The sequence below is a fragment of the Streptomyces sp. NRRL S-920 genome (assembly GCF_000717945.1).
Classification (GTDB): Bacteria; Actinomycetota; Actinomycetes; order Streptomycetales; family Streptomycetaceae; genus Streptomyces; species Streptomyces alboniger.
In genome coordinates, this window is sequence record NZ_JODF01000028.1 from 117620 (window position 1) to 130047 (window position 12428).

At 69.7% G+C, this 12428-nt stretch carries 11 protein-coding genes; 4 read left to right on the forward strand and 7 right to left on the reverse strand.

Annotated features, from left to right (window positions below):
• The first annotated feature begins 144 nt into the window (after positions 1-144).
• Together IG54_RS0120825 and IG54_RS0120830 are read left to right on the forward strand one after the other, a co-directional pair.
• Positions 145-1578 carry a NarK family nitrate/nitrite MFS transporter gene (locus IG54_RS0120825; RefSeq protein WP_078594319.1) on the forward strand — a complete coding sequence of 478 codons (1434 nt, stop codon included), beginning with the start codon at positions 145-147 and terminating at the stop codon, positions 1576-1578.
• 166 nt (positions 1579-1744) lie between these two features.
• A complete protein-coding gene (locus tag IG54_RS0120830; protein WP_030786355.1) occupies positions 1745-1945 on the forward strand; it encodes a hypothetical protein in 201 nt (66 codons plus the stop codon).
• Between the two features lie 7 nt (positions 1946-1952).
• Here IG54_RS0120830 and mscL read toward each other — a convergent pair whose 3' ends face one another.
• The 6 genes from mscL to IG54_RS0120860 form a co-directional block, all read right to left on the reverse strand.
• Positions 1953-2489 carry a large conductance mechanosensitive channel protein MscL gene (gene mscL, locus IG54_RS0120835; RefSeq protein ID WP_078594321.1) on the reverse strand — a complete coding sequence of 179 codons (537 nt, stop codon included), beginning with the start codon at positions 2487-2489 and terminating at the stop codon, positions 1953-1955.
• 138 nt (positions 2490-2627) lie between these two features.
• Positions 2628-3140, reverse strand: coding sequence for a hypothetical protein (locus tag IG54_RS0120840; RefSeq protein WP_051819737.1), 513 nt, complete (start codon positions 3138-3140; stop codon positions 2628-2630).
• Positions 3141-3328: 188 nt separating this feature from the next.
• Complete coding sequence (locus IG54_RS0120845; protein WP_030786362.1) at positions 3329-4186, reverse strand: S-methyl-5'-thioadenosine phosphorylase; 858 nt, start codon at positions 4184-4186, stop codon at positions 3329-3331.
• 84 nt (positions 4187-4270) lie between these two features.
• Positions 4271-4612: an FmdB family zinc ribbon protein gene (locus IG54_RS0120850; protein ID WP_030786365.1), complete on the reverse strand. Its 342-nt coding sequence runs from the start codon at positions 4610-4612 to the stop codon at positions 4271-4273.
• A gap of 67 nt (positions 4613-4679) precedes the next feature.
• Positions 4680-5951 (reverse strand): MFS transporter, encoded by a 1272-nt coding sequence (locus IG54_RS0120855; RefSeq protein WP_030786369.1) that lies wholly within the window; start codon positions 5949-5951, stop codon positions 4680-4682.
• 230 nt (positions 5952-6181) lie between these two features.
• Positions 6182-7681 (reverse strand): potassium/proton antiporter, encoded by a 1500-nt coding sequence (locus IG54_RS0120860; protein WP_030786372.1) that lies wholly within the window; start codon positions 7679-7681, stop codon positions 6182-6184.
• A 243-nt stretch (positions 7682-7924) separates the two neighbouring features.
• Between IG54_RS0120860 and IG54_RS0120865 the strand changes: the two genes are divergently transcribed.
• The gene (locus tag IG54_RS0120865; RefSeq protein WP_030786375.1) at positions 7925-10741 is read left to right on the forward strand and encodes a penicillin acylase family protein; all 2817 of its coding nucleotides are present in this window, start codon (positions 7925-7927) and stop codon (positions 10739-10741) included.
• Between the two features lie 65 nt (positions 10742-10806).
• Here the strand turns inward: IG54_RS0120865 and IG54_RS0120870 are convergent, their stop codons facing one another.
• Complete coding sequence (locus tag IG54_RS0120870; protein WP_030786378.1) at positions 10807-11421, reverse strand: 5-formyltetrahydrofolate cyclo-ligase; 615 nt, start codon at positions 11419-11421, stop codon at positions 10807-10809.
• A 93-nt stretch (positions 11422-11514) separates the two neighbouring features.
• Between IG54_RS0120870 and galU the strand changes: the two genes are divergently transcribed.
• The gene (gene galU, locus IG54_RS0120875; protein ID WP_030786389.1) at positions 11515-12426 is read left to right on the forward strand and encodes a UTP--glucose-1-phosphate uridylyltransferase GalU; all 912 of its coding nucleotides are present in this window, start codon (positions 11515-11517) and stop codon (positions 12424-12426) included.
• Positions 12427-12428: the final 2 nt, after the last annotated feature.

The window sequence follows — 12428 nt, forward strand, 5'->3', positions numbered from 1 at the left end:
GTGGTCCGAAGCCCCGCTGACCTGCATGTCTTTGGGCTCGCTCACGCATGCCCTACGCCTCTGCCGTCGACCGTCGCGGAAGACGACGTTGGAGGAGTCAGGCCCCGTAACAAGGTCGGGACCCTGAGCGAACCGGGAACCAACATGACATCGCCTGCCGCCCAAGAGACACGGCCCGCGCCCACGGATCCCTCGTACGACCCGGCGCAGTACCGCCCCGGCCGGACCATCAGGGACTGGGAACCGGAGAACGAACTCTTCTGGAAGTCCATCGGCAAGAAGGTCGCCGCCCGCAACCTGTGGATCGCCGTCCCCGCCCTGCTGGTCGCCTTCGTGGTCTGGCAGGTGTGGTCGGTCACCGCGACCAGCCTCGCCGACGTCGGCTTCGCCTTCTCCACCTCCCAGCTCTTCTGGCTGACGGCGGTCCCCGGCCTCACCGGCGGCACGGCCCGGATCTGCTACACCTTCCTCGGCCCGCTGATCGGCCAGCGCCGCTTCACCGCGCTGTCCACGGTCGTCCTGGTCGTCCCGCTGATCTGGCTCGGCATCGCGGTACAGAACCCCGACACCCCGTACGGCGTGATGATCGCCATCGCGGCCCTGTGCGGCGTCGGCGGCGCCAACTTCGCCTCCTCGCTGGCCAACATCGGCTTCTTCTTCCCCAAGAGGGACAAGGGCAACGCGACCGGCATCAACGGCGGCCTCGGCAACGTCGGCGTCTCCGTCGTCCAGCTCCTCACCCCGATCGTCATCACCAGCTCGGTCCTCGCGGTCGGCTCCGCCCAGCACAAGGCCGACGGGACGCCGGTCTGGCTCCAGAACGCCGCGTTCCTGTGGGTGCCGGTCCTGGTGATCCTGGCCGCCGTCGCGTGGTTCGGCCAGAACGACCTCGACGTCGCGTCCACCCCCTTCAAGCAGCAGAAGATCATCTTCAGGCGCAAGCACACCTGGCTGATGACCTGGCTCTACGTCGGTACGTTCGGCTCCTTCATCGGCTTCGCGGCAGCCCTGCCGATGCTCATCACGACGACGTTCACGCCGATCGACGCGGCCTACTCCGCGGCCACGTACGCCTGGCTGGGTCCGGCCGTCGGCGCGCTCGCCCGCTGGGCCGGCGGCTGGATCGCCGACAAGATCGGCGGCGCGCGGGTCACCATCATCTCGTTCACCGGCATGGCGCTGTCGATCATCGGTGTGATCAACTTCCTGCCCTCCGGCGGCGACCACGGCGACTTCTGGGGCTTTCTCGCCTGCTTCCTGTGCGCGTTCTTCTTCTCGGGCATCGGCAACGGCTCGACGTTCCGCCAGATCCCGGTGATCTTCCGCAACCAGCACCTGAAGGGCCTCGCCGAGGGCACGCCCGCCTACGGCAGGGCGCTGAAGCAGGCAGAGATGGAGGCGGGCGCCGTCACCGGCTTCACCTCCGCCATCGCGGCGTACGGCTTCTTCTTCATCCCGGCGATGTTCGCCAACTCCGCGGTGACCAGCGCGATGTGGGGCTTCGTGGCCTTCTACGCCAGCTGCATCGCGGTCGCCTGGTGGTGCTACGCCCGTCAGGGCGCCGAGTCGCCGAGCTGACGTCTCGGGCGGCCTCGACGGCGGCATGAGCCGCGGGGTCTGACCGACGACCCCGCGAACATCGAGGGCGTCGCCCGCTTCGCCGCCGCCAAGGAGATCTTCGCGGGCCAGGGCCTCGAAGCCGTCTGGCCGTCGTCGGCGGGCGCGGCCGACGTACCCTGGAAGCATGAGTACCGCCCCCGCCCCCGAATCGCGCGATCCGGAGGAGCCGAAGAAGCCGAAGAACGTGCTGATCTTCGACGATCCGCTGTCGCAGCAGTCTTCGGACGATACGGACCGAGGGTGGGGCGAGCGGGCCGAGTCCGGCGGCGGCAGCGCCGCCGACCTCGCGCGCTTCCTCGACGAGAAGCCGCCCCACCACCTCTGAACCCGCGCTAGCGCTCGCCGCGCCCAGGACCGCCCTGCCCCGGCCTCTCCTGCCCCGGCCCCTCCTGCGCCGGGCCGCTCTGCCCGGCGTCGCGCTGTGCCAGCAGGGCATCGCGGATCTCCTTGAGGACCTCCAGCTCGGAGAGTTCGACGATCTCCTTCGTGCCCTCCTTCGCGGCCCTCCTCGCGGCGACCTTCGCGAGGTACTTGGCCATGGGCAGCACCATCAGGAAGTACACGACGGCCGCCGTGATCACGAAGCTGAGGACCGCGCTGAGCACGGAACCCCACATGATCGGGATCCCCTTGCTGACCTCGCCCGCGGCGTTCATCTCGCACGGCGACTTCAGGCACGAGTGGTAGTGGTCGAGATCCTTCGTGCCGAAGGCGCCGACCAGCGGGTTGATGACACCCTTGACGACCGAGTTCACGATGTTCGTGAACGCGGCGCCGATGACCACCGCGACCGCCAGGTCGACCACGTTGCCGCGCATCAGGAAGGCCTTGAAGCCCTCCCAGACGCCCGGTTCCTTCTTCTCGCTCACCACGAGGCCTTTCGTTGCATGTGCGGGTTGCGGAACAGACAGCTTCGCAACCTACGTCAGACCGTGGCGGGCCTGTCCAATTCGCTCTCACGGACGAGCGACGTGACCGGGTGCCAGTGCGATCGTGAACAGTCGCGCTCATCGCAGGGTCACCGCCAACCGGGCACTCGCCCCGGCCCCGGCGAGCCGCGCCGCCGTGTCCCGCGGCACCGAAAGCGCCACCAACGCCCCGCTCTCGGCGGGCCCTTCCGCCGGTGCGGGCACCTCGGAGACCCGCGCGCCCGCGGCCACCACGCGCGGCTTCGCACCGCCCCCGGGCGGCCCCTCGGCGGCGATCACGTCGACCCGGTCGCCGGGGCGCAGCAGCCGCACGGCCGCCGCGTCCGCGATCCGGACGGGTGCGGTCACCGCCTCCGAGGGCTCCCGCTCCCGCGAGGACCCGGCCGCCGCGGGTCCTCGCGGCCGGTCCGCGTCCCCCGGGGCCGTGGCCGCGAGGGCGGCGGCGGTCATCGCGAGCCCTATGGCCAGGGCCCGTCGGCGGTGCCGCAGCAGGCGCCGCAGTCGCGGATGCCCGCCGCGCACCCGCACGGGCGGGAAATGAGGGACCGGGCAGCCGTCCGACGGCTGGGCCTGGGAAGGGACTTGGGTCATGACAACCACCGCCTGCGGTGCGAGGAACTGGGCCTGGCGAGGAACTGGGCTCGCGCTCCCACGATGCAGGCCCGCGCCGATTCCCGCTAAGGCCCGTGGACTACCCACCGGTTGTGGATAACTCCCTCACCCGAAGGGGAGGTTCCACCGACGCCACCTCCGTCGGACACCCCCTCGCCCTCACCCCCTCAAGGCAGCCGAATCCCCGGATCCATCCCGCCGAGCGCCCCGGCGCACAGACACTCCCGCTCCCCGTCCGCCGCCACCGGCAGCCCGGCGATCGCGTCGAACAGCACTCCCCGCAGCCGGTCCACATTCGCGGCGAACACCTGGAGCACCTCCTCGTGCGAGACGCCCTCGCCGGTCTCCGCACCCGCGTCCAGATCGGTGACCAGCGTCAACGACGTGTAGCAAAGTTCCAGTTCCCGTGCGAGCGCCGCCTCGGGGTGCCCGGTCATGCCCACCACCGACCAGCCCTGAGCGGCGTGCCAGAGCGACTCGGCCCGGGTCGAGAAGCGCGGCCCCTCGACCACGACGAGCGTTCCGCCGTCCACCGGCTCCCAGTCACGGCCGCGCGCGGCCTTCAGCGCGACGGCCCGGCCCGTCGGGCAGTACGGGTCGGCGAGCGACACGTGCACCACGTTGGGGACGCTGCCGTCCGGCAGCGGGAGTCCGTCGAAGTACGTCTGCGTACGCGCCTTCGTGCGGTCCACCAGCTGATCGGGCACCAGCAGGGTCCCGGGCCCGTACTCGGCCCGCAGCCCGCCCACCGCGCACGGGCCGAGCACCTGCCGTACGCCGACGGAGCGCAACGCCCAGAGGTTGGCGCGGTAGTTGATGCGATGGGGCGGCAGATGATGGCCGCGGCCGTGCCGGGGCAGGAAGGCGACCCGCCGTCCGGCGACCTCGCCGAGGAAGAGGGAGTCGCTCGGAGCCCCGTAGGGGGTGTCGACCTGGATCTCGGTCACGTGGTCGAGGAAGGAGTAGAGGCCGGAACCGCCGATCACACCGATCTCGGCCCGTATCGCGTTCGCCGTATTCACCATGGGCCGCACAGTATCCGGCCCCGGATACGCCGAGGACCCCGCCGTCGATGAACGGCGAGGTCCGGCAGGGAGAGTCTGAAGGCCTTACGCGGCCGAGCTGGAGGAGGCCGTCGACGAGCCGGACGACGTCGACCCCGAGGACGAGGAGGACGACGACGAAGCCGAGGAGGCGGCCGTCGACGACGAGGACTTCGCGTCGGACGTGGACTTCGACGGTGTCGAGGTCGACGGCGTGCTGCTCGACGACGAGCCGCGGCTGTCGTTGCGGTAGAAGCCGGATCCCTTGAACACGATGCCGACCGCCGAGAACACCTTCTTGAGGCGTCCGTCGCAGCTCGGGCACACGGTCAGGGCGTCGTCCGTGAACTTCTGCACCGCCTCGAGGCCCTCGCCGCACTCGGTGCACTGGTACTGGTACGTCGGCACTTGCTTCCTCCTGGCACTCTCACTCGATGAGTGCTAACGACGATCCATAGTGACCTATTCCGCGGGATCAGTCCACCGTGACCGGCACGCGGTGACCGACGCCACGCGCCACCGTGCGGCCCGAGGTCTTGGGAACGAGCCGCGAGCGCAGCGTCACGAGGACCACGAGGGCCAGTGCCGTGCCGCCCAGCGGGACCAGGAATCCGGCCCCGTCCCAGAGGCGGTCCTCCAGCTGTCCGGCGACCGTGACGGCCGCCGCCTGGCCGAGCGCGACCGCGCCGGTCAGCCAGGTGAACGCCTCGGTGCGGCCGGTCGGCGCGACCAGCTTGTCCACCAGGGTGTAGCCGGTGATCAGCGCGGGCGCGATGCAGACGCCGACGAGCAGGCCGATCCCGGCGAGCAGCAGCACGGAGTGCGCGGCCCACAGGCCGGAGGCCATCAGCGTCAGCGCCGCGTACGCGACGAGCAGGCGCCGCTGCGGGGAGATCTTCCAGGCGATGGCGCCGCAGACGAGGCCGGAGAGCATGTTGCCCGCGGCGAACGTGCCGTACAGGACGCCGTTCAGGCCGGGCTCGCCGATCGACTCGGTGAAGGCGGCCAGCGCGACCTGCATGCCGCCGAAGACGGCGCCGATCCCGAGGAACGTCACGATCAGGACGCGCACTCCGGGGACCCGCAGCGCCGAGACGTGCTCCACGCGCGCGTGGCCCTCGGTCTGCGAGGACGGCTTCGGCTGGGTGCCCTTCTGGGCGGCGAACAGCAGACCGCCGACCAGGGTGAGCCCGGCCTCCGTGAGCAGACCGGCGGAGGGGTCGATACTGGTGCACAGCGCGGTCGCCAGGAGCGGGCCGAGGACGAACGTCAGCTCGTCGGTGACGGACTCGAAGGCGGCCGCGGTGGTGGCCAGCGGCGAGCCCTGGAGTTTGACGCCCCAGCGGGCCCGCACCATGGGGCCGATCTGCGGCGTCGACGCGCCCGCGGGGACGGCTGCCACGAAAAGGGCCCACAAGGGGGCGTCGGAGAGCGCGAGCACCGTCAGGGTGACGACGGACGCGGTGTGGACGAGCACGCCGGGCACCAGCACGGCGCGCTGGCCGAACCGGTCGGCGAGCTTGCCGCTGAAGGGGGCGAACAGCGCCATGGAGACGCCGGTGGCGGCCGATACGGCGCCCGCGGCACCGTACGAGCCGGTGGTGTGCTGCACCAGCAGGACGATGGAGATGGTCAGCATCGCGAAGGGCTGTCGCGCCGCGAAGCCGGGGAGCAGGAACGTCCAGGCGCGAGGGGTGCGCAGGAGCTGTCCGTAACCCGGGCGGGATTCGGTGACCGTGGATGCCACGGCCCGTGCCTTTCTGCCGCCTGGTAGCGCCCGTGCGGGGGCGCCGAGAGCTGTCCTCTTGCGCGGAACTGCGGTAGATGCCGGGGCCCACTGCGAGGGCGCCACGGCCGCCATACGGTCGCGCCAGCTCTGCGTCAGGCAGAGTTGGTTCGATCTGGTCCCTTTATCGTACAGGCCCAGGGGTCATTCACCCCTGTGATTGCAGCGGATGAGACGTCCGACACCTGCGATTAGTGTTTTTCTCCGTCGGTTCCCAGCCAACTCGCGAGCTTTCCGCCGTGTCCGACCGCGCGCAGCCGCTTCTCGGCGGCGTCCCGCACCGGGTCGGTCGCCACCACGAGCAGCTCGTCGCCGCGCCTCAGCACCGTCGTCGGCAGGGGCACGAACGATTCGCCCTCGCGCACGATCAGCGTGACCGCCGACCCGGCGGGCAGCCGCAGCTCGGCCACCTCCACGCCGTGCATGCGCGACCCCTTGGGGATGCCCACCGACAGCAGGTGCCCTTGCAGCCGCTCCAGGGGCGCCGATTCGATGCCGAGGTCGGCGGCCTCAGGGGAGCCTCCGATCCGCAGCTTCTTGGCCAGCCAGGGCAGCGTGGGGCCCTGGATGAGGGTGTAGACGACCACGAGCACGAAGACGATGTTGAAGATCCGCTGGCTGTCCTCGACGCCGCTGACCATCGGGATCGTGGCCAGGATGATGGGCACGGCGCCGCGCAGGCCGGCCCAGGACAGCAGGACCTTCTCCTGCCAGGGCATGCGGAACGGCAGCAGGCTGAGGACGACCTCCAGGGGACGCGCCACCATCGTCAGGACGAGGCCGATGACGAGCGCGGGCCAGGCGTCGGCGAGCAGGTCGTGCGGGGTGACCAGGAGCCCGAGCAGGACGAACATGCCGATCTGGGCGAGCCAGCCGAGCCCTTCGGCGAAGCCGCGGGTGGCGGGCCAGTGCGGCAGCCTGGCGTTGCCGAGGACCATCGAGGCGAGGTAGACGGCGAGGAACCCGCTGCCGTGCGCCATGGCGCCGGCCGCGTAGGCGGCGACGGCGATCGCCATGACGGCGATGGGGTAGAGGCCGGAGGCGGGCAGGGCCACGTGCCGCAGGCTGTAGGCGCCGAGCCAGCCGACCGTGATGCCGATCGCCGCGCCGATCGCCAGCTCCAGGGCGATCTTGCCGATCAGTACGTACCAGTCGTCCACCGGTCCCGCCGTGGAGAACGCCACGACGAGGATCACCACAGGGGCGTCGTTGAACCCCGACTCCGCTTCCAGGATGCCCGTGATGCGCGAGGGGAGCGGCACCTTCCGCAGCACCGAGAAGACCGCTGCCGCGTCCGTGGAGGAGACCACCGCGCCGATGATCAGCGCGGGCCGCCAGTCCAGGCCCACCAGGTAGTGCGCGGCCGCCGCCGTGACGCCGACGCTCACCGCGACGCCCACGGTCGACAGCACGGCGGCCGTGGGCAGGGCGGGCCTGATCTCTTTCCACTTCGTCCCGAGGCCGCCCTCGGCGAGGATCACGACCAGGGCGGCATAGCCGATGACCTGGGTCAGCTCGGCGTTGTCGAAGTGGATGTCCCCGATGCCGTCCTGTCCTATGACGACACCGATGCCGAGGTACAGGAGCAGGCTGGGGAGCCCGCTGCGCGACGAGATGCGGACCGCCGCCACCGCGACGAGCAGAACGAGCGAGCAGACGAGCAGGAGCTGGTTGAGGTGGTGGACAGTCAGGGGCCGTTCCTTCCGCCGCGCGCACGCAAGTACTTCTTGCGAGCCAAGTACTTCGTTACCTTACCTAATTGTTAACGCCTTCTTGATGCCCTCGAACGCGCATACGATCTTCAGGGGTCCGGTTCCTGACTCCGCGTCCGGAGCCGCGGCGCCCTGCGCCTATGGTTGCTCCAGCGCTCCCAGAGCCGCCCATTCGACAGCACAGCCCGCCCTGCCGCTCGCGTAAGGACAGCAAGGACAGCGATGCCCTCCAACACCACCGCCTCTTCCGGTCATAAGTCCGGCAAGAAGAAGGGGCGCCGAGCCCGACTCGTCGTGATCGTCCTGGTCCTGGCCATCGTCGGAGGCATCGGCTTCGGCGCGTACTGGAGCATCAGCACCGTGCGCGCCTCCTTCCCGCAGACCAAGGGAACCATCAAGCTCGATGGTCTCTCGGGTCCCGTCGACGTGAAGCGCGACGGGAACGGAATCCCGCAGATCTACGCCGAGTCCGACGCCGACCTCTTCATGGCGCAGGGCTACGTCCAGGCGCAGGACCGCTTCTGGGAGATGGACGTACGCCGTCATATGACCTCCGGGCGGCTCTCCGAGATGTTCGGCAAGAGCCAGGTCAAGACCGATGAATTCCTGCGCACGCTCGGCTGGCACCGGGTGGCGAAGAAGGAGTACGACTCCAAGCTCTCCCCGGAGACGAAGAAGTACCTCCAGGCGTACGCCAAGGGAGTCAACGCCTACCTCGCCGGCAAGGACGGCAAGGACATCTCCGTCGAGTACGCGGCGCTCGGTTTCACCAACGACTACGAGCCGCAGAAGTGGACCCCCGTCGACTCCGTGGCCTGGCTCAAGGCGATGGCCTGGGACCTGCGCGGCAACATGGAGGACGAGATCGACCGCTCCTTGATGACGAGCCGCCTCGGCCCGTCGCAGATCAAGGACCTGTACCCGGAGTACCCGTACAAGCGGAACAAGCCCGTCGTACGGGAGGGTGCCTACGACGGCGTCACCAAGGAGTACGACGCCAAGGGCGCCGCCACCGGCACGCAGACCGGAGCGGGCGGTACGGGCGGCACAGCGGGCACGGGCGGCACCGGGGGTACGGGCGGCACAGGCGGCACGGCGGGCTCCGGCCTCGCCGGTGGTGCCCAGGCACCCAACGGGCTCCAGTCGCAGCTCTCGGGGGTCTCCGACGCCCTGGACGAGGTCCCCGCGATCCTCGGCCCGAACGGCAACGGCATCGGCTCGAACTCCTGGGTCGTCTCCGGTGAGCACACGATCACCGGCAAGCCGCTCCTCGCGAACGACCCGCACCTGGCGCCGCAGCTGCCCTCCGTCTGGTACCAGATGGGCCTGCACTGCCGGTCGGTCTCCGACAAGTGCCAGTACGACGTCTCGGGCTACACCTTCTCCGGCATGCCCGGCGTGGTCATCGGCCACAACCAGAAGATCGCCTGGGGCATGACGAACCTCGGCGCCGACGTCACGGACCTGTACCTGGAGAAGTTCACCGGGGACGGCTACCAGTTCGACGGCAAGGTGCTGCCCTTCACCTCGCGCGAGGAGACCATCAAGGTCGCGGGCGGCAAGTCGAAGAAGATCACGGTCCGTGAGACCAACAACGGCCCGCTCATCTCCGACCGCAACGACGAACTGGTCAAGGTCGGCAAGAAGGCCCACGTGGACACCGCGGCCCCCGACCGGGGCGACGGCTACGGAGTGGCGCTGCGCTGGACCGCGCTGAACCCCGGCAAGTCGATGGACGCCGTCTTCGACCTGAACAAGGCGGGGAACTTCAAGGAGTTCCGCAAGGCGGCCGCTCTGTTCGAGGTGCCTTCCCAGAACCTCATCTACGCCGACAAAGACGGCCACATCGGCTACCAGGCGCCCGGCCGGATCCCGGTCCGCGGCAAGGGCGACGGTTCGCTCCCGGCGCCCGGCTGGGACCCGGAGTACCGCTGGAAGGGCTACATCCCGCAGAACGCGCTGCCCTACGAGTACGACCCCAAGCGCGGCTACATCGTCACCGCCAACCAGGCCGTGATCGACGACAGCGACAAGGCCAAGTACCCGTACAAGCTCACCTCGGACTGGGGCTACGGCGCGCGCAGCCAGCGGATCGACGACCTCATCCGGTCGAAGACCGAGAACGGCGGCAAGATCTCCACCGAGGACATGCGCCTCATGCAGATGGACAACAGCAGCGAGATCGCCAAGCTGCTGGTGCCCAAGCTGCTGAAGATCGACGTGAAGGACAAGTACGTCCGCGAGGCGCAGAAGCTCCTCGAGGGCTGGGACTACACCCAGGACGCCGACTCGGCGGCCGCCGCGTACTTCAACTCGGTCTGGCGCAACATCCTCAAGCTCGCCATCGGCAACAAGCTCCCCAAGGAGCTGCGCGTCAAGGGCCAGTGCCTGAACGTCGAGCCCGCCGGCAACACCGGCCCCGCCGACGAGGGCAAGAAGGTGCGCGAGTGCGGTCAGCGCGACGCGGACTCGGCGCAGCCCGACGGCGGCGACCGGTACTACGAGGTGATCCGCAAGATCCTCGACGACGAGACCAACGACTGGTGGAAGGCGCCGGCGACCCGCACCGACAAGGAGACCAAGAACCGCGACCAGCTGTTCGCGCGGGCTCTTGAGGACGCGCGCTGGGACCTGACGGCCAAGCTCGGCAAGGACGTCGACACCTGGAGCTGGGGCCGTCTGCACCGCCTCACGCTGAAGAACCAGACGCTCGGCACCGAGGGCCCCGGCTGGGTCCAGTACGTGCTGAACCGCGGGCCCTGGAACCTCGGCGGCGGTGAGGCCGCGGTGAACGCCACCGGCTGGAACGCGGCGGGCGGCTACGGCGTGGTCTGGGTGCCGTCGATGCGCATGGTGGTGAACCTGAAGGACTTCGACAAGTCCAAGTGGATCAACCTCACCGGCGCCTCGGGGCACGCGTACAACGCGCACTACACCGACCAGACGGAGAAGTGGGCCAAGGGCGAACTCCTGCCGTGGGCCTACACGGACAAGACGGTCGAGAAGGGCACGAGCGACAAGCTCGTCCTTCGCCCCTGACCGCGGCACACCCTGAAAGGGCCCTCCACGCGCGCGTGGAGGGCCCTTTCGCACGTCCGGGCGGGTCAGCGGAAGCGGCGCGTCCCCGACGGCGTCACCACGGCGTGCACGGGGTGGTCGTGCGCCTCCGCGGGGAGGTGCGCGATGACTTCGGAGTCGTACAGGAGGACCACGAGCGCGGGATCGGCGCCCGAGCGCTCCAGCCGGGCCAGGACACGGTCGTACGAGCCACCGCCGCGCCCGAGCCGGTTCCCGTGCCCGTCCACCGCGAGCCCGGGCAGCAGCACGGCGTCCGCCTCCAGGACGGCCTGAGGGCCAAGGCGTGCTCCGGAGGGCTCCAGCAGCTCGATCTTTCCCTGGTGCCGCACGCGCACGAGGGAGTCCTGGCCTTCATAGGCGGCCCAGTCCAGGTCGTTGTCCGGGAGCAGTACGGGCAGCAGGACCCGCGTCCCGCGCGCGTGGAGGGCGTCGAGCAGTACGCGCGTGCCGGGCTCGCTCCCCACGGAGACGTAGGCCGCGACCGTCCCCGCCCGCGCCAACTCCGGCAGCTCCAGCGCGTGCTCGGCGAGAACCGCGGCCGCCTTCCGTGCGTCATCCCCAGTCAACCCGCTTCTCACCGCGAGGAGGTCTCGCCGCAACATGCGCTTGGTTGGCTGGCCGTCGGCCTCGGTTCCGCTCATGGGATTGTCACAATTCCTTCCTGGTCGGCGCATATGCCACGGAATTATCCGGACCCCCAGATTCCGCACATACGTACCGGATATGGTGGCCGCATGACTGAGTCTCAACCCCCCCACCCCCGGATCACCAAGGCGGTCATCCCGGCGGCAGGCCTTGGCACCCGCTTCCTGCCTGCCACCAAGGCGACCCCCAAGGAGATGCTGCCGGTCGTCGACAAGCCGGCGATCCAGTACGTGGTCGAGGAGGCCGCGTCCGCGGGTCTCGACGATGTCCTCATGATCACGGGCCGCAACAAGCGCCCGCTGGAGGACCACTTCGACCGCAACTACGAACTGGAGTCGGCCCTCCTGAAGAAGGGCGACGAGTCGCGGCTCGCCAAGGTCCAGGAGTCCAGCGACCTCGCGACGATGCACTACGTCCGACAGGGCGACCCCAAGGGGCTCGGTCACGCCGTCCTGTGCGCCGCTCCGCACGTCGGCCACGAGCCGTTCGCCGTGCTCCTCGGCGACGACCTCATCGACCCGCGCGACCCCCTCCTCGCCCGCATGGTCGAGGTCCAGGAGCGGCACGGCGGCAGCGTCATCGCCCTCATGGAGGTGGCCCCGGAACAGATCCACCTCTACGGCTGCGCCGCCGTGGAGAGCACCGAGGACGGCGACGTCGTCAAGGTCACCGACCTGGTCGAGAAGCCCGACACCGCCGACGCCCCCAGCAACTACGCGATCATCGGCCGCTATGTCCTGGACCCGCACATCTTCGGCATACTGCGCAAGACCGAGCCGGGCCGCGGCGGCGAGATCCAGCTCACCGACGCCCTCCAGCAGCTCGCCGCCGACGAGAAGGTGGGCGGCCCGGTGCACGGCGTCGTCTTCAAGGGCCGCCGCTATGACACCGGCGACCGGGGCGACTACCTGCGTGCCATTGTCAGACTCGCGTGCGAACGTGAAGATCTGGGGCCGGACTTCAAGGCCTGGCTCCGCCGTTACGTCACCGAGGAGATGTAGCA

Coding starts and splice junctions, on each gene's coding strand:
- IG54_RS0120825 (WP_078594319.1), top strand. CDS start 145: ATGACATCGCCTGCCGCCCAAGAGACACGGCCCGCGCCCACGGATCCC.
- IG54_RS0120830 (WP_030786355.1), top strand. CDS start 1,745: ATGAGTACCGCCCCCGCCCCCGAATCGCGCGATCCGGAGGAGCCGAAG.
- IG54_RS0120840 (WP_051819737.1), bottom strand. CDS start 3,140: ATGACCCAAGTCCCTTCCCAGGCCCAGCCGTCGGACGGCTGCCCGGTC.
- IG54_RS0120845 (WP_030786362.1), bottom strand. CDS start 4,186: ATGGTGAATACGGCGAACGCGATACGGGCCGAGATCGGTGTGATCGGC.
- IG54_RS0120865 (WP_030786375.1), top strand. CDS start 7,925: ATGCCCTCCAACACCACCGCCTCTTCCGGTCATAAGTCCGGCAAGAAG.
- IG54_RS0120870 (WP_030786378.1), bottom strand. CDS start 11,421: ATGAGCGGAACCGAGGCCGACGGCCAGCCAACCAAGCGCATGTTGCGG.
- galU (WP_030786389.1), top strand. CDS start 11,515: ATGACTGAGTCTCAACCCCCCCACCCCCGGATCACCAAGGCGGTCATC.